The organism is Pseudomonas sp. OV546 (genome assembly GCF_900116845.1).
Taxonomy (GTDB): Bacteria; Pseudomonadota; Gammaproteobacteria; order Pseudomonadales; family Pseudomonadaceae; genus Aquipseudomonas; species Aquipseudomonas petroselini.
Genome location: NZ_FPCE01000007.1, coordinates 226,629 through 247,164, shown reverse-complemented (window position 1 = coordinate 247,164; position 20,536 = coordinate 226,629). Strand labels below are relative to the sequence as shown.

Below are 20,536 nucleotides of genomic sequence, written 5' to 3'. Positions count from 1 at the left end.
GTCAGTCCCTCAGCGTACTGGCCATACTTCCTGATCGCCGATCACAAAGAGTTGGTGATCTTCTCGCTGTTCCACCGCATACCCCCCTGTAAACGCCCCAAACGCCGGCAGCAAGCTGACCCGCGTACCGATCTGAAAGCACGGCAGCCGCAAACTCTGCCGGCCTTTGCCGCGCAAGCGATACACCGGATGCACATGCCCCGCCAGGACATGATGGCTGGGATGGGCATGCGGTTCATGCTGCAGGGCGAAAGGGCCCATCAGCAGCGGCTCCGGGACAACCTCAATCCTCAAGTCGACAGGCGGGTCACCCGCGCGCTTATCGTGATTGCCGCGAATCAACGTCATCGGCAGGTCAGGGATAAGCGCTCGCCAGGCTCTCAGCGCGCTCAGCGTGCCACTGGCGTGAGACCCTGGGCCGTGCAGGAAATCGCCGAGAAAGATCACCTGCGCGCACGGTAGGGCCGAGAGCAATCGATCCAGACGCTGTAAGTTCTCGCTCGTGGTGCCTTGCGGCACCGGCTGGCCCAGGCTGCGATACGCCGACGCCTTGCCGAAATGCGCATCGGCAATCAACAGGCAGCGGCGCGCCGGCCAATACACCGCCTTGTCTGCCAGCAACCACAATTCTTCTCCCTCAAGCCTCACCGAACACACCATCAGCGCTTCCCGTTATCCGCGATTTTTTCCAAATCCTTGACCATTCGCGCAATACGCTCCGAGAGTTTTTCCGAGCTCATGCTTTCGCGCATCCGCTCAACCAGCAGCGGAAAGGCCAAAGGCGTAGGCCGTTCGATCACGTGCACGTCCAATTGCAGCGCCGCCATGTGCAGCAATGTCTCCTCCAGCCGACGAATATCCAGTTCATCACGCAAGACTTCTTCCCCGGCCTGCGTCAGCAGCAGGTTCTGTGGGTCATATTGCTTGAATACCTCGAAGAACAACCCGCTGGAGGCCTGTACCTGTCGCGTACTTTTCGGCGCGCCGGGGTAGCCGGCAAACACCAGCCCGGCGATCCGTGCGATTTCACGAAAACGCCGCAGGGCCAGCTCTCCGGCATTCAGGCTGGCCGACACATCGTGCAGCAGATGTTCTGGCCCCAGCAGTGTCGGGTCCAGCAACTCCGGCCACTCCACCTCGGTGGCACTCAGTAGCTCCAGCCCATAATCGTTGACCGCAATCGAGAAAGTCACAGGCTGCCGCTGGCTCACCCGCCACGCCAGCAGGCTCGCCAGCCCCAAGTGCACCTGGCGCCCGGCGAACGGATAAAGAAACAGGTGCCACCCCTCCCGCGATTTCAGGGCTTCGGCCAGCAAGTGCTTGCGCGTCGGCAAGCCGGACCAGCGCAACTGCGTCTGCAACAGGGGTTGCACCGCCTGCATCTCCGGGCCGTCGTAGTGCCCATGCGCCGCCGCATCAAAACGTTCCACCACCGCCTGGGCCAGCTCATTGGAAAGGGGCATGCGCCCGCCATTCCAGCGCGGTACGGCGGCCTTTTTCGCGGTGCTGCGCCGCACATAAGCGGTCATGTTTTCCACGCGCACCAGTTCCAGCAAACGTCCGGCAAACAGGAAGCCGTCGCCGGGTTTGAGCCGGGCGATAAACCCTTCCTCGACACTGCCCAGATTCTTGCCACCACCGCCCTTGCTCCAGTATTTCAAATGGATACTCGCGTCACTGACGATAGTGCCCACGCTCATCCGATGACGGCGTGCCAGCCGCGCATCGGGTACGCGCCAGATGCCGTGCTCGTCCGGCTCTACGCGGCGGTAATCCGGGTAAGCGGTCAGCGACAGACCGCCATGGCGCACAAACCCCAGCGCCCAGGCCCAGTCTGCATCCGTCAGCTCGCGATACGCCCAGGCGCCACGTACTTCCGTCAGCAGCGCATCCGGCGTAAAGCCACCGCCCAAGGCCATGCTCACCAAATGTTGTACGAGCACATCCAAGGGTTTGTGAGGCGATTCCCGTGCTTCGATACGCCGCTGGGCAATCGCATCCTGGGCGGCGGCGGCTTCCACCAGTTCCAGGCTGTGGGTCGGCACCAACGTCACCCGCGACGGCCGTCCCGGTGCATGCCCTGAACGTCCGGCACGCTGCATCAGGCGCGCCACACCCTTGGCCGAGCCAATCTGCAGCACCCGCTCCACCGGCAGAAAATCCACCCCCAGGTCCAGGCTGGACGTACACACCACGGCCTTGAGCTGGCCGTCTTTGAGCGCCCGCTCCACCCAGTCGCGGGTCTCGCGTGACAGCGAGCCATGGTGCAGGGCGATCACCCCGGCCCAATCGGGGCGGGCGTCCAGCAGTGCCTGGTACCAGATTTCCGATTGCGCCCGTGTATTGGTAAACACCAGGCAGCTGCGGCTGGCGTCGACCTCGGCCACCACTTGGGGCAGCATTTTCAAGCCGATATGCCCAGCCCAGGGAAAGCGCTCGGCGACGGGCGGCAGCAAGGTGTCGACTTCCAGCCGCTTGACCGTTTGCCCCTGCACATTGATCCCACCCCCTTGTGGGACCAAAACTTCCAGGGCGTGGGGTTGGTTGCCCAAGGTCGCCGAAATGCCCCACACCATCAATTCCGGATGCCAACGCCGCAGCCGCGCCAGCGCCAGTTGCAACTGCACGCCGCGCTTGTTGCCGATCAATTCATGCCATTCATCCACGACCACCATGCGCAGGTGCGCAAGGCTCGCTTCGCTGTCGGCGCGGGCGAGCATCAAGGTCAGGCTTTCCGGGGTGGTGACCAGTGCGGTGGGTTGGCGACGGGTCTGACGGGCGCGCTCGCTGCTGCTGGTATCGCCGGTACGCAGGCCGATGCTCCAGGGGATCTGTAAAGCCTCAAGCGGTGCTTCGAGGGCGCGCGCGGTGTCGGCCGCAAGGGCTCGCATGGGTGTGATCCACAGCACCGTCAGCGGTTCTGCGGGTGGTTTGCGCTTACCCGTCACAGGCGGGCGAGTGAGGGCGAAGCGATTAAGCGCCGCAAACCACAGCGCGTAGGTTTTACCCGCGCCGGTACTGGCGTGCAGCAATCCTGACCGGCCGTCCTTGACCGCCGCCCACACGTCTTTTTGAAAGGCGAACGGCTTCCAGCCTTTGGCGGCAAACCATTGTTTGGCGAAGTCGATGGGTTTTGCCATACGGCGGCTGACACTCTGGAAGGCCTATTCCACAGACCTTCCAGAGCGGGCAAAGGTTTACTTCAAGTTGCCACTCAGGAACTGCTGCAGGCGTTCGCTCTTCGGATTGCCCAGCACGTCTTCCGGCGCGCCTTGCTCTTCCACCAGGCCCTTGTGCAGGAACAGCACCTGGCTCGACACCTTGCGCGCAAAGCTCATCTCGTGGGTCACCATGATCATGGTGCGGCCTTCCTCGGCCAGTCCCTGGATCACCTTCAACACTTCGCCCACCAACTCCGGGTCGAGGGCCGACGTGGGTTCGTCGAACAGCATCACCTCCGGTTCCATCGCCAACGCCCGGGCGATGGCCACCCGTTGCTGCTGGCCGCCGGACAGGAACGCCGGGTATTGATCGGCCACGCGCGCCGGCAACCCCACCTTGTCCAAGTAGCGACGGGCGCGGTCTTCGGCGTCCTTCTTACTGCAACCCAATACCCGGCGCGGGGCCATGGTGATGTTTTCCAGCACGCTCATGTGGCTCCACAGGTTGAAGTGCTGGAACACCATTGCCAGCCGCGTGCGCAGGCGCTGCAATTCGGCGTCATCGGCCACGCGCATGCCGTGGCGGTCGCTGACCATGCGGATCGGCTGCCCGTCGAGGGTCATCGCGCCGTCGTTGGGGGTTTCCAGGAAGTTGATACAGCGCAAAAAAGTGCTTTTGCCCGAGCCGCTGGCGCCGATCAGGCTGATCACGTCGCCGGTCTTGGCCTTGAGCGAAACACCTTTGAGCACCTCATTGTCGCCATAGCTTTTATGCAGGCCTTCAACGGTCAATTTGTACATGGGGCGTGCATCCTCAAGGCGAAAGTAGGTAGCCGCTGCGGTAGGCCTCGGCGCCTGCGACATGGCCGATGACCATCCCGGCAGTGGCCATGCGGCGTAGCGAACGGGCGTAAAGCAGGCCGGCCTGTCGGCAGTGCACGGGCGTTACGCGGTCGGAAATGGGGTCGATGATTTCGGCGATCAGTTGCCCGGCTTCCAGGTATTCACCGGGCAGGGCGCTGAACACCAGCAGGCCGCCCACCGGCGTTGCCACCGGTTCGACGCCGGCCAGCGGCGTGGCCGGGTAGGGCAGGTCGGGCAGCGGTGCTGCATCGCCCGCAATGGCGCCGAAGTGAATCAGGTAGTCGATGATCGCCTGGCAGTCGAGCGCCGCCAAGCCGTGGTTGACGTCGCCCTGGCCGCGCAGTTCGACGGTTACCGAAAAGCTGCCCATGGGGATCGGGAAGCGCTTGCCGAAGCGTTGCTGCAACTGCCACCACACCAAGGTGAAACACTCATCGAAGGACTGCCCACCGGAATCGGTCGCGAGCAAATTCGCTTCCGAACCGATGTACCGCGCCAGCGGCTCCACCTGCGGCCACGCCTCGGGCGTGGTGTACAGGTGCGCCACGGCTTCGAAGTCGCAATGCAGGTCCAGCACCATATCGGCGTCGCAGGCCAGGCGTTGCAGCACCAGGCGCTGGGATTGCAACTGGGTGTCGGCACTTTGCGCGGCGAGCGCGGTGGACAGCGCCGCGCGGATCAGTTCGATGTTGTGCCGGGGATCATCCCCGAGCAAGTCTTCGATCTGGTTGCCGACGGCTTCACTGAGGTCGACAAACAGGCGATTGAAGTTCTGCCCGCTCTCCAGCTCATAGCGACCCAACGGGATATCCATCAACACCTGTTCCAGGCCCACTGGATTGGCGATGGGCACCAGCACGATCTCGCTGCGCAGGCGGCCGGCCGCTGCCAGCTTCGCCAGCTGCACCTTGAGGTGCCACGCCACCAGCATGCCCGGTAGCTCGTCGGCATGCAGCGATGACTGGATGTAGATCTTGCCCTCGGCCTGCTCCGGGCCGAAGTGAAAACTGTGAATCTGCCGCGCCGTGCCTGGCACCGGCGCAATCAGCTCATGGACGTGATGCCGCATGAATGCTCCTTAATGGCTCGGCCCGAGGAAAGCCAGCCAGCGGCGTTCCGCCAGACGAAACAGACCGACCAGCGCAAAGGTCACGGTCAGGTAGATCAGCGCAGCGATACCGAATGATTGAAAGGTCATGAAGGTAGCCGAGTTGGCATCCCGTGCCACTTTCAGGATGTCCGGAATCGTCGCGGTAAAGGCTACCGTGGTCGAGTGCAGCATCAGAATCACTTCGTTGCTGTAGTACGGCAACGAGCGGCGCAACGCCGATGGCATGATCACGTAGGCGTACAACTTCCAGCCGCTCAAGCCGTAGGCCTTGGCCGCTTCGACTTCACCGTGGGCCATGCTGCGTATGGAACCGGCGAAAATCTCGGTGGTGTAGGCGCATGTGTTGAGGGCGAACGCCAGGATGGTGCAGTTCATCGCATCGCGAAAGAACGCATCCAACACCGGTTGCGCCCGCACGGCGGCGATGCTGTAGATGCCGGTGTAGCAGATCAGCAACTGGATATAGAGCGGCGTGCCCCGGAACAGGTAGGTGTAGAACTGCACCGGCCAACGTACCAGCGGGTTGCGCGATACCCGGGCGATGGACAGCGGGATCGACACCACGAAACCGATGACGAGTGCGGCCGTGAGCAACCACATCGTCATGGCCAGGCCGGTGATGTGCTGGCCGTCGCTATAAAGGAAGGGGCGCCAGTATTCCTGCAAGAGTTCAATCATCGCACTGCCTCCCGGGAGCCTGCGGAGTAGCGACGTTCAAGACGGCGCAGGACAAAGTTGGACGCGCTGGTGATCAGCAAATAAATGAGTGCAGCGAGCACCAGGAAATAGAACAGTTGGTAAGTGCTCTTGCCCGCGTCCTGGGCGGCCTTGACCAGGTCGGCCAGGCCGATGATCGACACCAGTGCCGTGGCCTTGAGCATCACCATCCAGTTATTGCCGATACCCGGCAAGGCAAAGCGCATCATCTGCGGGAAGGTCACGTAGCGAAACCGTTGCCCGCGCTTGAGGCCGTAGGCCGTGGCGGCTTCCAGTTGGCCGCGCGGCACGGCAAGGATGGCGCCACGGAAGGTCTCGGTGAAGTACGCACCGTAGATAAAGCCCAGGGTGATCACCCCGGCGCTGAATGGGTCAATCTCGATGTATTCCCATTCCATGAAATCAGTCAGGCCGGTGAGCCAGGTTTGCAGGCTGTAGAAAATCAGCAGCATCAGCACCAGGTCGGGCACGCCGCGGATCAACGTGGTGTAGAGCTGGGCGGGGATACGCAGCAAGCGCAGGCTGGACAGTTTGGCGCTGGCGCCGAGCAGGCCCAGCAACACGCTGACGGCCAGGGACAGCACCGACAACTTGATAGTCATCCAGGTGCCTTGTAGCAACAGCGGGCCGAAACCCTTCAAGCTGAGCGCGCTCAACCCGAGGGTTTGCAACAATTCTTCGAACATAAATCAGGACCTATGGCGATAAAAAAGCGCCCCTCCCATGGAAGGGCGCTCCAGGCATTATTTGCCGCTGTACAGGTTCAGATCGCCAAAGTGTTTCTTCTGGATAGTGGCGTAGGTGCCATCATCGTGTAACGCTTTGATACCTTTATCCAAAAGCGCCTTCAGTTCAGTGTTACCTTTTTTGATACCGATGGCGGTTTTCGACGGCAGCAGTGGGTCGTCGATGGCTGCGCTGACTTCATAACCAGCACCGGCTGGCGACTTCAGGAAGCCCAGTTCGGCTTGCAGCATGTCCTGCACGGAAGCGTCGAGGCGCCCGGAAGTCAGGTCGGCATACACCTGGTCCTGGTTGGCGTAGGCCTTGGTGGTCACACCGGCTTTATCCAGTACGGCCTTGGCGTAGGCTTCCTGGATGGTGCCTTGCTCGTAGCCCACGGATTTGCCCTTGAGGGACTCAGGCGTCGAGTAGCCAGCGCCTTTCTTGAACACCAGCGACGTCGGGCCGGAGAACAGCTCGTTGGAGAAGTCGATAGCCTTTTCGCGCACCGGGGTCACGGTCATGGACGAAATCACGCCGTCGAACTTGTTGGCTTTCAGGCCTGGAATCATGCCGTCGAAATCGCTTTCGACCCATTTGCACTTCACTTTCAGCTCAGCGCAGATCGCATTGCCCAGGTCGATATCGAAGCCTACCAGGCTGCCGTCGGCGGCCTTGGATTCGAACGGCGCGTAAGACGGATCGACACCAAAACGCAATTCCTTGTATTCCTTGGCCAGCGCGGAACCGGCGGCCATGCACAGAGCCAGTGCAGAAAGGGTCAGCAATGCTTTTTTCATTATGTAATCCCTGGAAACCAAGATAAGCGCTTGTGGCGCGTTTAGGACTGTTACTGAACGGTGTCAGACGGATCACAAGTAGCAATTTCTGCACCATAGTTCCGAATGTAGTTCCGAATGATCGTTTTAAAAGGTGGGACAAGGGCGTTCTGAGTGTAGGTGATGCCCGAAAATGGGCATTGAAAATTCAGTGCATCATTTAAGGTCATGTTGGTCGGTGTCAGGTCAGGAGGTCTTGCAGGGTGGCGAGGTTGTCAGCTTCTTCCACGGATTTATCCTGCCGCCAGCGCAACATCCGTGGAAACCGCACCGCAATCCCGCTCTTATGCCGCTTGGACAGGGCAATTCCTTCAAACCCCAATTCAAACACCATGCTCGGCGTCACGCTGCTCACCGGGCCGAACTTTTCCACCGTGGTCTTGCGCACAATCGCGTCGACCTTGCGCATCTCTTCGTCGGTCAGCCCTGAGTAGGCCTTGGCAAAGGGCACCAGCGTACGTTCGCTGCCGGACGGGCCGTCCCACACCGCGAAGGTGTAGTCGCTGTAGAGACTGGCGCGTCGGCCGTGGCCACGTTGGGCGTAGATCAACACCGCGTCGACGCTGAACGGGTCGACCTTCCACTTCCACCACACGCCCATGTCCTTGGTACGGCCCACGCCGTACAGTCCATCACGCGCCTTGAGCATCATGCCTTCCACGCCGAGGCTGCGGGAGGCTTCGCGCTGTTCTGCCAGGTCCTGCCAACTGTTTGCCGTCAGCAGAGGGGACGCCAGCAATACAGGCTGGTTACACCCGGCAATCACCTGCTCAAGCTGGGCGCGGCGCTCGGCCTGGGTGTGGTTGCGCCAGTCGTCACCCTGATGTTCCAGCAGGTCGTACGCCAGGACCGCGACCGGGGCATCCTCCAGTACCTTTTTGCTCAGGGTTTTGCGGCCGATGCGCTGTTGCAACTGAGCGAAGGGTTGCACCGCGTCTTTCCACACCACGATCTCGCCGTCGATCACCGTGCCGTCGGGCAAGCCGCTCACCAGGCTGTGGAGTTCGGGGAAGCGCTCGGTCACCAGCTCTTCACCCCGTGACCAGATCCACAGACGGCCGTCACGCTTGACCAACTGCGCACGGATGCCATCCCACTTCCACTCGACCTGCCAATCGGCGGGAGAACCCAGCAAGGTGTCGAACTGCTCCACCGGTTGCGCCAAGCCGTGAGCGAGAAAAAACGGATAAGGCTGCCCGCCCCGTTGCGCATGTTCGTCGGACGATTCAGGGGCGATCAGCTTGAGGTAGCCCTCAGGCGTAGGGCGATTGGACAGATCGGTGTAGCCCACCAACCGCTGGGCCACGCGCTTGCTGTCGAGTTCGGCCATCGCGGCAAGGGCGCGGGTGACCAGCAACTTCGACACGCCCACACGAAAACTGCCGGTGATCAACTTGATGCACACCATCAGGCTCGGCTGATCCAGTTGCGCCCATAACGCAGGGAGCCGCGCTGCCAAGTCCAGCGGAGGCAGGCCACGCAGAGGCAAGAGTTTTTCCTCCAGCCACACCGCCAGGCCGTCTTCTGAGGTGTAGGGGGATTCCGGCAGCAGCAGGGAAATGGTCTCCGCCAGGTCGCCCACCGACTGGTAGCTCTCTTCAAACAGCCACGGCTCGATGCCGGACGCTTCGGTGGCCATGTCCCTCAACAGACGCGTGGGTACCAATTGCCGCGGCCGTCCGCCGGACAGAAAGTACACGGCCCAGGCTGCATCTTCCGGCGCGGCATGGCGAAAGTACGCCTGCAGCGCCGCCAGCTTGGCGTTGCTCGAGGTGGTGGCGTCGAGGTTGGCGTACAGCTCGGCGAAGGCCTTCATGCGCTGGCCTCCTCTTCGTCATCGCCGTATTCAGTGGTGAAACCCATGGCATCCAGGCCTTTTTCCCGCAGATGGCGTACCAATACGCCGACAGAACCGTGGGTCACCATCACCCGTTCCGCGCCGGTTTGCTCGATGGCCCACAACAGGCCCGGCCAGTCGGCGTGGTCCGACAGCACAAAACCACGGTCGACCCCGCGTCGTCGGCGGGTGCCGCGCAAGCGCATCCAGCCGCTGGCGAAGGCGTCGCTGTAGTCGCCGAAGCGCTTGATCCAACTGCTGCCGCCCGCAGACGGGGGGGCGATGATCAGGGCCTGGCGTAACAGCGGATCGGTCTTCTTGAAGTCACCGGCGTAAAGCGTTTCAGGGATGTAGATGCCAGCCTCGCGGTACACCCGGTTCAACGGCTCGACCGCGCCGTGGCTGAGGATCGGGCCGATGCTGGCGTCGATGCCATGCAGGATGCGCTGGGCCTTGCCGAAGGAGTAACAGAACAACACGCTGGCTTTGCCGGCGGCGATGTTCGCCTGCCACCAGTCGTTGATCCCGGCGAAGATCTGCGCTTGGGGCTGCCAGCGGTAGATCGGCAGGCCGAAGGTGGATTCGGTGATAAACGTGTGGCAACGCACCGGTTCGAAGGGCGCGCAGGTACCGTCGGGCTCGACCTTGTAGTCGCCGGACGCGACCCAGACTTCACCCTGGTATTCCAGGCGCACCTGGGCTGAGCCGAGCACATGCCCGGCCGGGTGGAAACTTAGGGTGACGCCATGGTGTAGAAGTTTTTCGCCATAGGCCAGGGTCTGCAGGTTGATGTCCTGGCCCAGGCGTGAACGCAGGATGCCTTCGCCGGGAGCGGCCGCCAGATAGTGCTGGTTGCCGGTGCGAGCATGGTCGCCGTGGGCGTGGGTGATGACCGAGCGTTCCACCGGGCGCCAGGGGTCGATGTAGAAATCTCCGGCGGGGCAGTAGAGGCCTTCGGGGCGGGCGATGACGAGGTCCATGGGGTGACCGGGGGAGGTGGGCTTATCAGGTAGGAGGCGGGCGGAGGAGGAGAAGTTCGATTAACTATTTGGGGTGAGCGGGCTTGTGTGGTGAGCGGGCTTGCCCCGCGCTGGGCTGCGAAGCAGCCCTAAAACCAGGCGACCTGTTTCTGACTGGAAACACGTGGTAACTGGGTTGGGGCCGCTTCGCGCCCCAGCGCGGGGCAAGCCCGCTCACCACAACAAGCCACCCCACACGTTGACCCGGTTATTTACCGGGCGTCAGGGTCAGCCTGGCCTTCCCATACACCTTCTCGAAATTCTGCGGTTGCATCGGGAAGCTCAGGTATTGCGCCTTGAGCGACGGGTCGATGCCAGTGGCATAGTTCGGGCTGGCCGGGTTGCCGGACTGGCCGATGCCGCCCTGGCCCATCATCGGTTCCGCCTGGCCGAAGTCGACAATCATGCGCAGCGCCGGCACTTGGGTGGTGGTGAAGTCCTGGCCCCAGCTGTAGGGCGCCGGGTTCAAGGTGTTGTGGTCACCACCGGACGCCAGTGGGCCGCGAATCACCTGGCCATTGATGTTTTTCCAGGTGGTGGTGTGCAGTTTGCCCCATTGCCAGGCCTTGTGATCGGCACCCAACTGGCTGTCACCGACGCTGATCGCGGCGGCGAGGCTGCGGGCTAGAATGGCCGGTTTGTCTTCTTTCTGTGGGGTGCGCACGTCATCCCAGAATGGGCTGTCTTCACGGCCCAGCAAGTGGTCGGCCTGGGCGGCGTAGGACAGGCTGGCGTTGCTGACAAATGCCTTCCAGCTGGCGCTGTTTTCCGGGCCGAGTTCGTCGAGGAAGATCTGCTTGGTGCTTTCCTGCAGGAACAGTTCGTAGAGCGCGGCGTCGGCGGAAGTGGCCACCAGGCGACCGTCAAAAGCCATCAGGCGGCTCAGCGCTTCACGGGCCTTGGCCTGTTCGGCCGCTGGCAGCGCATCAATCGCCTGTTTCAGCGGCTGGGCCATGCCGGGCGCCTGGAACATAGTCTTGAGCTTGGCGGCGAACGTGGTGGTCTGGTCGTACTGCATGGCGATCATGCTACGGCTGTCATGCTTGCCGGCATTGGCCAGTTGCGCCAGGCGCTCGCTGCGCTCCGGGGCGTCCCAGGAGTTGGATAACTGCATGCCGTAACCGCGCGGCGCGGTGCGTTGGTTGGCAGTGCCGATCCAGCCTTGCGGCGGGTCCTGGTCATAGGGGTGCAGCATCGCGTCGGCGTAACCGTCCCAGTCGAAGCGTGTGTCCCAGCCCGGTGACGGCAACAGGCCTTCGCCTTCGCGGCGGTTGGGGAAGCGGCCGGTGACTTGCCAGCCGATGTTGCTGGCGTCGGCGAACACCATGTTCAGCGCGATGGCGCGAATCTCGCGGGTCGCGTCTGAGGCTTTACCGGCGTTTTGTGCGCGGGACAGGTCGAAGAACGCGTCCAGGCTCTTGTCGTCCTTGAAGTCGGCGGTTTGCAGGGCCAGGCCCAGGCCAGTGGTCAGCGCTTGGCTGCTGTTGAGCAGGGCACCGTGGCGGGTTTCGTACACCACTTCGCGAATCGAGCGTTGGCCTTTGACGAAGAAGGTTTCGTTGCGCACGCCCGCCGGTAGCCATTTACCGTTGTTCTCGTAGTACAACGCGCTGCCCTGGCGTCTGACTTTTTCCAGGAACAGGTCCTGGGTGTCGCCCTTGACGGTGCTCATGCTCCACGCGACTTTGCCGTTGAAGCCGGACAACAGCGTCGGCAGGCCGGCAATCGAGGCGCCCACGGCCTGGTACTTGGGTGCGCGGATCTGCACGTAGCTCCAGGGCGACGGCGCTTGCGGCTGGGCGGCGAGGTCGCCCGCCAGCAGGCTTTTACCGCTGCGGCTGCGTTGCGGGCCGATCGCCCAGTTGCTCGAGGTGGTGACCGCCAGTGAATTGAGACTGCTCAGTTGCTGGCCAACCGCGTCCAGCCCGGCGAGCCCGGTGACCTGGCCCAGGTTGACGCCCTTGAGTTTCTCGGCCTCGGCCAGCGGGATCGCTTCATCCGGCGCGCTTGGCGTGAGCCAGGCCAGCTTGTCGACGCCGACTTTCTGCGCCAGCACCAGCGATGAAATTTCTTCCTGCAGGTTGGCCGACTCGCTGAAATTCAGCAGGCAGAACAGCAGCGCCGAATCTTCCGGCTTCCAGTACTCGGGCTTGTAGCCGGTCTGGGCCAGGTCCGGCGGCAGCTTGTCGCGGTAGCGGAACAGGTAGGCGTTGACGCCACGCGCATACACTTCAAAAAAGCGCTTGAGGCGTGGGCTGGAGGCGTTATACAGCTCGCCGGCGCTTTTCTTAAGGTTGACCGCCCGCATGAAGCGGTCGACATCCAGTACGTCGGGTCCGGACATTTCCGCCAGGCGACCCTGGGCCAACAGGCGCAGGGTGACCATTTGGGTGATGCGGTCGCTGGCGTGCACGTAACCGAGGCTGAACAGCGCGTCATGGAAGGTGTTGCTTTCGATCAGCGGCATGCCTTGGGCATTGCGGCGTACCGATACGTTCTGCGCCAGGCCTTTGATCGGCTGTACGCCGGCAACAGGGGGCAGGGTGTCCTGGGTGCTCTGGAGCTGGCAACCGGCCAGGCTTAATGCACTGGCCACTGCCGCGGCAACGCCGAACCGGGGAAGAAAATGTGAGAGGGCTGGCGAGGCCATGGCAAAGCTCCTGCGGGGGTAGCGTCAGTAAAGGCGCTACGTTAGTGAGCGCGGCGGGACGACGCAAGCGGGAGTTTTGGCAATTGCGTGAGATCTTGAGACGGACACACAACAATGTGGGAGAGGGCACGCCTCCTCCCACATTTGAACGAGTGGAATGTAAAAATTGATCAGGCCTTTGGCGGGTTCACTTTCTGCACCAGTTCATATGCCCGAACCGTCGCCGGCCGTTCCTTGATGCTGTTGAACCAGCGCTGCACGTGTGGGAAATCTTCCAGGCGCTGGCTCTGCCACTTGTGGGAAACAATCCATGGGTAGATCGCCATGTCGGCAATGCTGTAGTCCTCACCCGCCACGAACGCACGACCGGCCAGACGCCGGTCCAGCACGCCGTAAAGACGCGCGGTTTCCTCCACATAGCGCTTGATCGCGTAAGGAATTTTCTCCGGCGCGAACTGGCTGAAGTGATGATTCTGGCCCGCCATCGGCCCCAGGCCGCCCATTTGCCAGAACAGCCATTGCAACGCTTCCTGGCGACCGCGCAGGTCTTTTGGGATGAACTGGCCGGTTTTTTCCGCGAGGTACAAAAGGATCGCGCCGGATTCAAACAGCGAAATCGGCGCGCCGCCGTCGGTCGGGTTCTGATCGACGATGGCGGGAATGCGGTTGTTGGGAGCGATCTTCAGGAAGTCAGGCTTGAACTGGTCGCCCTGGCCAATATTGATCGGGTGCACCTTATAGGGCAGGCCGGCTTCTTCCAGGAACAACGATACTTTGTGGCCGTTGGGGGTGGTCCAGTAATACAAGTCGATCATGAAGCTCTCCAAAAGTGGTGATGCTTGAGCGGATGCCTGTAGGTATAGGTAATGTTGGGTGTGCGAAAATTCAATGAAACATTTGCGCATACCCTTAGAAGCCAATCACACGGCGCCATCCACCAACACCTGCAGCGACTGCTGCGAGCACCGCTCGATACGCACCTGCACGCCATACACCTCGGCAAACAGCGCCGGGTCCGGCAGCATCACCTGGGGGCGGCGCGCAAGGCGGCGCACTGCTGGCTGAACGTTCGGCTAGTGGGGGGGGAAGTGGGGTTGTTTTTGCGGCGAGCGGGCTTGCTGTAGTGAGCGGGCTTGCCCCGCGCTGGGGCGCGAAGCGGCCCTAAAACCTGAGGTTGGGTTGTGTCTGAGAGACCGCGTTGAATGTGTTGGGGCTGCTGCGCAGCCCAGCGCGGGGCAAGCCCGCTCACCACAGGAAGCCCGCTCCTACAGGGTCAGGGCATTAAGCCCCGTGGCACTTCTTGAATTTCTTCTCGCTGCCGCAGGGGCAAGGATCGTTGCGACCAACGTCCTTCAAGGCATTGCGCACCGGCTCCTGGTGGGCGTGGCCGCAGTTCGGGCCGTGGACATGGCCGTGGTCGTGATCATGGTGATCGTGATCGTGGTTGCAGTCAGGACCATGGACATGGGGTTGCTGAGTCATCGATGTCGCTCCGGAATAAAATCGCCGGGGATTATCTCGCCATTGTGGTTCACCTGCACGTCATAACCGATGAATAATCCGATTTTCAGCTCACCCTCCAGGCGATAGGGCACGGGCCGGTCGGGTTTTTTCAACATCTGCACCACATCACGGATCTGCGGCCAGAGGTTAGTGCGCACCGACACCCGGAAAAACTTATGACTGCGCGGCGGTACGGTCAACCATTCGTTGGACTCGCCCTCGGTGAGCACGAAGTCGCCCAGGGTGACCTTGTAGATCAGGCCGCGCACGGTCAGGTCGGCGTCGTCGCGGTTGTCCACGCGAAAGTACAGCTTGAACTTCTGCTCCAGCAGCTTGGCGCGCACCACCTCGACTTTCACCAAGGAGACGTGAGGAGGGGGCGAATCGTCTTCGAACCACGACGCGCAGCCGGTGAGGGTGAGGGTTAACGCCAGCATCAAGCTGTACATCCGAAGCATGGCGTGAGTCCTGTCGTGGTTAGAGGTAGCTGGAGCAGCACTTCTTGAATTTCTGCCCACTGCCGCACAGGCAGGCATCATTGCGCCCGACCTTCACTTCCACCGTCGGGTCGATGAAGTACCAGCGCCCGTCATTCTGTACGAAAGAGGACTGCTCGCGGTGGCTATGTTCACCGGTGCTGTCATGCCAGCGCGCGGTGAAGGTCACGAACGCGTGTTCCGGCTGGCCGCCGAACACCTCAGAGCTTTCCACCTCAAGGCCGAGCCAGGTGCTCTGGGCACTCCAGGCACCGATGGCATGGCGGTCCAGGCCCGCCTGTTGCGCGGGCAAAGTAGTAGCCACTAGATAGTCGACCAGGCCCAGCACATAGGCGCTGTAGCGCGAGCGCATCAACGCGGTGGCGCAGGGCGCCGGGTGCCCGGCGTGATAATGGCCGCAGCAGGCATCCAGCAGGTTGCCACTGCCGCAGGGGCAAATGGATGTACTCATCGGGTTACCACCAATACTTTCCAAAGTTTTCCGGGTTGGCCCAAAAGCGGGCGTTGAGCCAGTCCGGCACCTGTTTATAGTCAAGCAGATCGTAGGTAAACAGCGTCAGAACCTGCTCGTCACGCTGGAAACGCTCGCCGGCCTGCAGGGCCAGGGAGAAGAAGTCGGTGTCCTTCCAGTCGCAGGCGCCCAGGTCCACCAGCACCGCAATGCGGCTGGCGTTGAGGTTACGGATGCCGCCCAGCAGGGTCAGGCCTTGCGGTTTTGACAGGTGCTCAAGGCAATCGACCACCAGTGCCAGGTCAAAACGCTGCGCCGCCAGCTCCGCCGGCAGTGGCCCGGGTGGGGCGAGGGCTACTTGGGTGTCGGGGTGCGCCGCTTGAAAAGCCTCCAACGCCGGGAACTGGCTGGCGCCCAACAGCAGCAGGCGTTTGGGCTGGTGCAAGTCGAGCAAGGCGGCCAGGGCTTGCTGGGGTGTACGGGCAGAAATACCGGCGGTCATCAGAGATCCTCACATCAGGACCGTAGAGACTAGCGCGGCTGAGCGTGTGGGCCTAGAGCGGGTGGCAGTGAAAAGTCCGACAAAAGCGACGAGCCTCAATGAATACGGGGCCGCGGCGTAGTGGCGCAGATGAAAAGAGCCGTCTTTACTCCACCCATCGGCCCCCGCCGATCCCCTCAGGAGAAATCAGATGAGCATCATGCGGACAGCTCTACCCTTGGTTCTGCTAACCGGAGTATTGACAGGTTGCGCAGGCTTGCAAAAAACCGATTGGCCCACCTGCGCCGCGGTTGGCGGCGTGACCGGCGCGGCGATCGGTGCCACTGAAAGCTCGGCCTACGCAGGCTACGGCGCGTTGCTGGTCGGCGGCATGGCCGGTGCCTATTGCTGGGTGCACGGCGATGGCGACGAGGACGGCGATGGCGTGCCGGACAGCCGCGATAAGTGCCTGGGCACGCCGAAAGGTGTGCAGGTGGATGCCGACGGTTGCCCACCCGCACCGCCACCGGTGGTGGTTGAGGAAGTCGTGGTGGTCAAGGAGGAAACCATCGTGATTCGTGATGTGCACTTCCAGTTCGATTCGGCCCAGTTGACGGCGGCGGATAAAACCAAGCTCGATACCGTCGCCACGCGCTTGAAACAGGAAGCCCCTGGCGCCCAACTGCGGGTCAGTGGCCACACCGACAGCGTCGGCAAAGATGCCTATAACCAAAGGCTCTCGGAAAAACGCGCCCATTCGGTCACCGATTACCTGATCGGCGCCGGCGTGCCGCGCAGCAACTTTGTCTCGGTGACCGGCGCGGGCGAGAGCCATCCGGTAGCCGACAACAAAACCGCTGAAGGCCGCGCCTTGAACCGCCGCACGGAAATCCAGATCAACCGCTGACGGCCCTTGCCCCTGTGGGATCCACAGGGGCATTGCTGCCAATCCTCCCGCTTTATTAACTTTTTTGATCCTTCACTGGCAAAGCGCCCGTGGAAGTCGTTACTGTGCGTCCAAAGAAAAAATCAGAAATAAGTCAGGAGCCCCATGATGCGTAAGGTTTTTCTGTTGGCCCTGTTGGTCAGCCCCGTTGCCCTGGCCCAGAGCGTCAGTGTTGAAACCAACTCGCTGATGCGCCTGCCCAGCAGCACCAGTGTGTTGCAGCTGGAGCGCCTGGACGTGGCGGACTACGGCACTTTGCTGATTCCGGCCACCATCAGCCAGGTCACGGTGGATGAGCTGCATTTGGGCCGCGACGCCCGCATCGCCATTGTGCCCGGCAACACCGCACTGCAATTGCAGGTGCGCCATGCGCAGTTGGACCACGGCAGCCAGATCACCTCACGCGGCGCTCCCGGTACCCATGAAAAACCTGCCAAGGCCGGGCGTGACCTGACCTTGCGCATCAATTCCCTGGCCGCTGAAGAACTCTCGGTAGACGCCCGTGGCGGTGCCGGTGCCCAAGGTTATGCCGGTCTGGATGGCGCCAATGGCGAAGATCCGGGTTGCACGTGGGGCTCGGCCGGTCGTGGTGCCAATGGTGATAACGGCGGCGATGGTTTGCCCGGCGCGGCCGGTGCGCAGGTGCGGGTTGAGTTGCCGCAGGACTTCCCCGCGCAGCAGATCAAGGTGTGGGTGGACGGTGGCCCCGGTGGCCTGGCGGGCACGGCGGGTAAACCGGGTCGCGGCGGCGAGTCCAAGGGCTGCCTGGTGTACCGCGCCGACGGTGGCGAGAAAGGCCGCCCAGGGTTGGAAGGGCAGCCGGGGCCTGCTGGGCCAGCGGGCACTGTGACTATCCAGCGGCTCTAAATCGGCTGGCCTGGCGCTATCGGGAGCAAGCCCCCTCCCACATTGGAATGCATTCCAAATGTGGGAGGGGGCTTGCCCCATAGCGGACTAACTGGTTGCCTCAGAACATCGGCCGGGCCGAAGCAATTGCCACCACCAATAACCCCACGATCAGATTGATTCCCACCAGCTTGCGAATCTGACCCAACGCAGCTGCACCCGCCGGCCAATCTTCGGCCGCCACCGCCTTGCGCAGTTCCGGGAATTTCAACGCCTGAATGCGGATAAACAGCGCCGTCATCACAAGATACAAACCCATCATCACCTGCACATAACGCGGCGCCGTCTCAAAACCGCTGAAACGCAGTTGCAGCAGGCCCACACCGCTGATCGGCAAAACCAGCACCGCCACCCACACCCACACGAAAAAACGTTGAAACACATTCGCCCACAGTTTGAGCCGGGCAGGGCCCTCAAGTGCCGCCACTGCGGCGGGGCGCAGGATCATCCAGGCGAAAAACATACCGCCGACCCACACCAGGGCGGCCAATACATGCAGGGTGTAAGCGAGGCTAAACGCGGTCATTGTGGTACTCCGTTCTGCGCGGGATTAATTAGCGGGGTATGATAGCGGCCGATCCGAACCACTGAAAATTTATCCAGCGTTTTTTGCGCCCGACTATCCATGATCAGCACTGAACTCAAAACCACGATCCAGGGCGCCTATTCGCGTTTTCTCGAAGCCAAGAGCTTGAAACCGCGTTACGGCCAACGCCTGATGATCGCCGAAGTGGCCAAGGTCCTCGGGGATATCGACACCGACGACGAAGGTCGCCGCGAGGGTGAGCCCGCGGTCGTGGCCGTCGAGGCCGGCACCGGTACCGGCAAGACCGTGGCCTACAGCCTGGCCGCGATCCCGACCGCCAAGGCCGCCGGCAAGCGGCTGGTGATCGCCACCGCCACCGTCGCCCTGCAAGAGCAGATTGTCTACAAAGACTTGCCCGACCTGATGCGCAACAGCGGCCTCAACTTCACCTTCGCCCTGGCCAAGGGCCGTGGGCGCTACATGTGTCTGTCCAAGCTTGACGTGCTGTTGCAGGAAGGCCACGCGCAAACCGCTACGGCGTCGCTGTTTGAAGAAGAAGGCTTCAAGATCGAGGTGGATGAAGTCAGCCAGAAGCTGTTCACCAGCATGATCGAGAAACTGGCCGGTAATAAATGGGACGGTGACCGCGACAGCTGGCCCACCGCCCTGGAAGACGCCGATTGGGCGCGCTTGACCACCGACCACAGCCAATGCACCAACCGCCATTGCCCCAACTTCGGTCAATGCGCTTTTTATAAAGCCCGCGAAGGCATGGGCAAGGTCGATGTGATCGTCACCAACCACGACATGGTCCTGGCCGACCTGGCCCTGGGCGGCGGCGCTGTACTGCCCGACCCGCGCGATACCCTCTACGTCTTCGACGAAGGGCATCACCTTCCCGACAAGGCCATCGGCCACTTCGCCCACTACACACGCCTGCGCTCCACCGCCGACTGGCTGGAAACCACCGCCAAGAACCTCACCAAGTTGCTGGCCCAGCACCCGCTGCCCGGCGATCTGGGCAAGCTGATCGAACAGGTGCCGGAACTGGCGCGGGAGATCAAGACCCAGCAGCAGTTCATGTTCAGCGCCTGCGAGCAGGTAGCCGACTTCAAGCCTGGCGAAGACGTCGAGGGCCGTGAGCGGCCGCGTCACCGTTTCGTCGGCGGGTTGATCCCCGAGCACATGCGCGAAATGGGCATTGAGCTGAAGAAGGGCTTTTCACGCCTGACCGACTTGTTCACCCGCCTCACTGACCTGCTCAAAGAGGGCATGGACGGCGAGGTCAATATTGGTATCGCCAGCAACCAGGCCGAAGAATGGTATCCGCTGTTCGGCAGCCTGTTGTCGCGTTCCCAGGGTAACTGGGAGTTGTGGACCGCCTTCACCGTCGAAGACCCGGAAGACAACCCACCCATGGCGCGCTGGCTGACCCTGTCGGAAAGCGGCGCGTTGTTCGACATCGAGGTCAACGCCAGCCCGATCCTCGCGGCCGAAATGCTGCGGCGCAACCTGTGGAACGTAGCCTACGGCTGCCTGGTGACCTCGGCCACGCTGACCGCACTGGGTACCTTCGACCGTTTCCGCATGCGCGCCGGCCTGCCGAAAAAGGCCGTCACCGCGGTGGTGCCGAGCCCGTTCCATCACGCCGATGCGGGTGTGCTGCGGGTGCCGGACCTCAAGGCCGACCCACGGGATGCGCCAGCGCACACGGCGGCAATCATTCGTGACCTGCCGGGTTTGGTGGAGGGTTCGCGCGGCACCCTGGTGCTGTTCTCTTCGCGCAAACAGATGCAGGACGTGTTCGACGGCCTTGACCGTGACTGGCGCAAGCAGGTGTTTATCCAGGGCAACCTGTCCAAGCAGGAGACCCTGAACAAACACAAGGCGCGGGTGGACGGTGGGGACTCCAGCGTGTTGTTCGGCCTTGCGAGTTTCGCCGAAGGTGTCGACTTGCCCGGCGCCTACTGCGAACACGTGGTGATCGCCAAGATCCCGTTCTCGGTACCGGATGACCCGGTCGAGGCGGCCTTGGCCGAGTGGATCGAGGCACGGGGCGGTAATCCGTTCATGGAGATCTCGGTGCCGGATGCTTCCCTGAAGCTGGTCCAGGCCTGCGGTCGCTTGCTGCGTACCGAAGAAGACCGGGGCACCATCACCTTGCTCGACCGCCGCCTGGTCACCCAACGCTATGGCAAGGCTATCCTCAATGCCTTGCCGCCGTTCAGGCGCGAAATTTCTTAAGCCACCGTGGGCGGATTCGCCCACTTCGTGGTCTATCTCAATTATGTCATCAGGCCATTCA

At 62.2% G+C, this 20,536-nt stretch carries 19 protein-coding genes and 1 pseudogene; 3 read left to right on the top strand and 17 right to left on the bottom strand.

All coding sequences use genetic code 11. The features are described 5' to 3' along the window. Positions 1-9: 9 nt before the first annotated feature. The 16 genes and pseudogenes from pdeM to BM403_RS17835 form a co-directional block, all read right to left on the bottom strand. Positions 10-660 carry a ligase-associated DNA damage response endonuclease PdeM gene (pdeM, locus tag BM403_RS17905; RefSeq protein WP_012722619.1) on the bottom strand — a complete coding sequence of 217 codons (651 nt, stop codon included), beginning with the start codon at positions 658-660 and terminating at the stop codon, positions 10-12. After that, complete coding sequence (locus BM403_RS17900; protein WP_012722620.1) at positions 660-3,140, bottom strand: ligase-associated DNA damage response DEXH box helicase; 2,481 nt, start codon at positions 3,138-3,140, stop codon at positions 660-662. The genes pdeM and BM403_RS17900 overlap by 1 nt, the downstream gene beginning before the upstream one ends. 57 nt (positions 3,141-3,197) lie before the next feature. Continuing rightward, the gene (locus tag BM403_RS17895; protein WP_012722621.1) at positions 3,198-3,962 is read right to left on the bottom strand and encodes an ABC transporter ATP-binding protein; all 765 of its coding nucleotides are present in this window, start codon (positions 3,960-3,962) and stop codon (positions 3,198-3,200) included. 13 nt (positions 3,963-3,975) lie between these two features. Beyond that, positions 3,976-5,094 (bottom strand): succinylglutamate desuccinylase/aspartoacylase family protein, encoded by a 1,119-nt coding sequence (locus tag BM403_RS17890; protein ID WP_012722622.1) that lies wholly within the window; start codon positions 5,092-5,094, stop codon positions 3,976-3,978. Between the two features lie 9 nt (positions 5,095-5,103). Further along, the gene (locus tag BM403_RS17885; RefSeq protein WP_046036646.1) at positions 5,104-5,814 is read right to left on the bottom strand and encodes an ABC transporter permease; all 711 of its coding nucleotides are present in this window, start codon (positions 5,812-5,814) and stop codon (positions 5,104-5,106) included. Then, the gene (locus BM403_RS17880; protein WP_012722624.1) at positions 5,811-6,539 is read right to left on the bottom strand and encodes an ABC transporter permease; all 729 of its coding nucleotides are present in this window, start codon (positions 6,537-6,539) and stop codon (positions 5,811-5,813) included. Before BM403_RS17880 ends, BM403_RS17885 begins: the two co-directional genes overlap by 4 nt. Before the next feature lie 57 nt (positions 6,540-6,596). Next, on the bottom strand, positions 6,597-7,376 hold the full coding sequence (locus BM403_RS17875; RefSeq protein ID WP_012722625.1) for a transporter substrate-binding domain-containing protein: 780 nt from the start codon (positions 7,374-7,376) through the stop codon (positions 6,597-6,599). Positions 7,377-7,596: 220 nt separating this feature from the next. Then, on the bottom strand, positions 7,597-9,231 hold the full coding sequence (locus BM403_RS17870; protein WP_093544027.1) for an ATP-dependent DNA ligase: 1,635 nt from the start codon (positions 9,229-9,231) through the stop codon (positions 7,597-7,599). After that, the gene (locus tag BM403_RS17865; protein WP_012722627.1) at positions 9,228-10,232 is read right to left on the bottom strand and encodes a ligase-associated DNA damage response exonuclease; all 1,005 of its coding nucleotides are present in this window, start codon (positions 10,230-10,232) and stop codon (positions 9,228-9,230) included. The genes BM403_RS17870 and BM403_RS17865 overlap by 4 nt, the downstream gene beginning before the upstream one ends. A gap of 247 nt (positions 10,233-10,479) precedes the next feature. Next, positions 10,480-12,921 carry a penicillin acylase family protein gene (locus BM403_RS17860; protein WP_012722628.1) on the bottom strand — a complete coding sequence of 814 codons (2,442 nt, stop codon included), beginning with the start codon at positions 12,919-12,921 and terminating at the stop codon, positions 10,480-10,482. A 170-nt stretch (positions 12,922-13,091) separates the two neighbouring features. After that, positions 13,092-13,736 carry a glutathione S-transferase N-terminal domain-containing protein gene (locus BM403_RS17855; protein WP_012722629.1) on the bottom strand — a complete coding sequence of 215 codons (645 nt, stop codon included), beginning with the start codon at positions 13,734-13,736 and terminating at the stop codon, positions 13,092-13,094. Between the two features lie 105 nt (positions 13,737-13,841). Further along, positions 13,842-13,937, bottom strand: a pseudogene (locus BM403_RS31595) (ABC transporter ATP-binding protein); the annotation flags it as partial. A 265-nt stretch (positions 13,938-14,202) separates the two neighbouring features. Next, positions 14,203-14,403, bottom strand: a complete 201-nt coding sequence (locus tag BM403_RS17850) for an SEC-C metal-binding domain-containing protein (protein ID WP_003189235.1) — start codon at positions 14,401-14,403, stop codon at positions 14,203-14,205. Beyond that, a complete protein-coding gene (locus BM403_RS17845) occupies positions 14,400-14,882 on the bottom strand; it encodes an LEA/WHy family protein (RefSeq protein WP_093544025.1) in 483 nt (160 codons plus the stop codon). Before BM403_RS17845 ends, BM403_RS17850 begins: the two co-directional genes overlap by 4 nt. A gap of 19 nt (positions 14,883-14,901) precedes the next feature. Further along, positions 14,902-15,372: a YchJ family protein gene (locus BM403_RS17840; RefSeq protein ID WP_012722631.1), complete on the bottom strand. Its 471-nt coding sequence runs from the start codon at positions 15,370-15,372 to the stop codon at positions 14,902-14,904. A 4-nt stretch (positions 15,373-15,376) separates the two neighbouring features. Continuing rightward, positions 15,377-15,874 carry a DUF6231 family protein gene (locus tag BM403_RS17835; protein ID WP_012722632.1) on the bottom strand — a complete coding sequence of 166 codons (498 nt, stop codon included), beginning with the start codon at positions 15,872-15,874 and terminating at the stop codon, positions 15,377-15,379. Between the two features lie 190 nt (positions 15,875-16,064). Here BM403_RS17835 and BM403_RS17830 point away from each other — a divergent pair, with 190 nt between their 5' ends. Both BM403_RS17830 and BM403_RS17825 read left to right on the top strand, forming a co-directional pair. Continuing rightward, complete coding sequence (locus BM403_RS17830) at positions 16,065-16,760, top strand: PA1041 family peptidoglycan-binding anchor lipoprotein (protein ID WP_093544023.1); 696 nt, start codon at positions 16,065-16,067, stop codon at positions 16,758-16,760. Positions 16,761-16,907: 147 nt separating this feature from the next. Continuing rightward, complete coding sequence (locus BM403_RS17825; protein WP_043204922.1) at positions 16,908-17,666, top strand: collagen-like triple helix repeat-containing protein; 759 nt, start codon at positions 16,908-16,910, stop codon at positions 17,664-17,666. Between the two features lie 100 nt (positions 17,667-17,766). Here the strand turns inward: BM403_RS17825 and BM403_RS17820 are convergent, their stop codons facing one another. Continuing rightward, positions 17,767-18,231, bottom strand: coding sequence for a CopD family protein (locus tag BM403_RS17820; RefSeq protein WP_046036647.1), 465 nt, complete (start codon positions 18,229-18,231; stop codon positions 17,767-17,769). A 99-nt stretch (positions 18,232-18,330) separates the two neighbouring features. Here BM403_RS17820 and dinG point away from each other — a divergent pair, with 99 nt between their 5' ends. Next, complete coding sequence (gene dinG / locus BM403_RS17815) at positions 18,331-20,475, top strand: ATP-dependent DNA helicase DinG (protein ID WP_012722636.1); 2,145 nt, start codon at positions 18,331-18,333, stop codon at positions 20,473-20,475. The last annotated feature ends 61 nt before the right edge of the window (positions 20,476-20,536 follow it).

Excerpts from the sequence above, each read along its gene's own strand:
- pdeM (WP_012722619.1), bottom strand. The coding sequence starts at position 660 with ATGGTGTGTTCGGTGAGGCTTGAGGGAGAAGAATTGTGGTTGCTGGCA.
- BM403_RS17900 (WP_012722620.1), bottom strand. The coding sequence starts at position 3,140 with ATGGCAAAACCCATCGACTTCGCCAAACAATGGTTTGCCGCCAAAGGC.
- BM403_RS17895 (WP_012722621.1), bottom strand. The coding sequence starts at position 3,962 with ATGTACAAATTGACCGTTGAAGGCCTGCATAAAAGCTATGGCGACAAT.
- BM403_RS17890 (WP_012722622.1), bottom strand. The coding sequence starts at position 5,094 with ATGCGGCATCACGTCCATGAGCTGATTGCGCCGGTGCCAGGCACGGCG.
- BM403_RS17885 (WP_046036646.1), bottom strand. The coding sequence starts at position 5,814 with ATGATTGAACTCTTGCAGGAATACTGGCGCCCCTTCCTTTATAGCGAC.
- BM403_RS17880 (WP_012722624.1), bottom strand. The coding sequence starts at position 6,539 with ATGTTCGAAGAATTGTTGCAAACCCTCGGGTTGAGCGCGCTCAGCTTG.
- BM403_RS17875 (WP_012722625.1), bottom strand. The coding sequence starts at position 7,376 with ATGAAAAAAGCATTGCTGACCCTTTCTGCACTGGCTCTGTGCATGGCC.
- BM403_RS17870 (WP_093544027.1), bottom strand. The coding sequence starts at position 9,231 with ATGAAGGCCTTCGCCGAGCTGTACGCCAACCTCGACGCCACCACCTCG.
- BM403_RS17865 (WP_012722627.1), bottom strand. The coding sequence starts at position 10,232 with ATGGACCTCGTCATCGCCCGCCCCGAAGGCCTCTACTGCCCCGCCGGA.
- BM403_RS17860 (WP_012722628.1), bottom strand. The coding sequence starts at position 12,921 with ATGGCCTCGCCAGCCCTCTCACATTTTCTTCCCCGGTTCGGCGTTGCC.
- BM403_RS17855 (WP_012722629.1), bottom strand. The coding sequence starts at position 13,736 with ATGATCGACTTGTATTACTGGACCACCCCCAACGGCCACAAAGTATCG.
- BM403_RS17850 (WP_003189235.1), bottom strand. The coding sequence starts at position 14,403 with ATGACTCAGCAACCCCATGTCCATGGTCCTGACTGCAACCACGATCAC.
- BM403_RS17845 (WP_093544025.1), bottom strand. The coding sequence starts at position 14,882 with ATGCTTCGGATGTACAGCTTGATGCTGGCGTTAACCCTCACCCTCACC.
- BM403_RS17840 (WP_012722631.1), bottom strand. The coding sequence starts at position 15,372 with ATGAGTACATCCATTTGCCCCTGCGGCAGTGGCAACCTGCTGGATGCC.
- BM403_RS17835 (WP_012722632.1), bottom strand. The coding sequence starts at position 15,874 with ATGACCGCCGGTATTTCTGCCCGTACACCCCAGCAAGCCCTGGCCGCC.
- BM403_RS17830 (WP_093544023.1), top strand. The coding sequence starts at position 16,065 with ATGAGCATCATGCGGACAGCTCTACCCTTGGTTCTGCTAACCGGAGTA.
- BM403_RS17825 (WP_043204922.1), top strand. The coding sequence starts at position 16,908 with ATGCGTAAGGTTTTTCTGTTGGCCCTGTTGGTCAGCCCCGTTGCCCTG.
- BM403_RS17820 (WP_046036647.1), bottom strand. The coding sequence starts at position 18,231 with ATGACCGCGTTTAGCCTCGCTTACACCCTGCATGTATTGGCCGCCCTG.
- dinG (WP_012722636.1), top strand. The coding sequence starts at position 18,331 with ATGATCAGCACTGAACTCAAAACCACGATCCAGGGCGCCTATTCGCGT.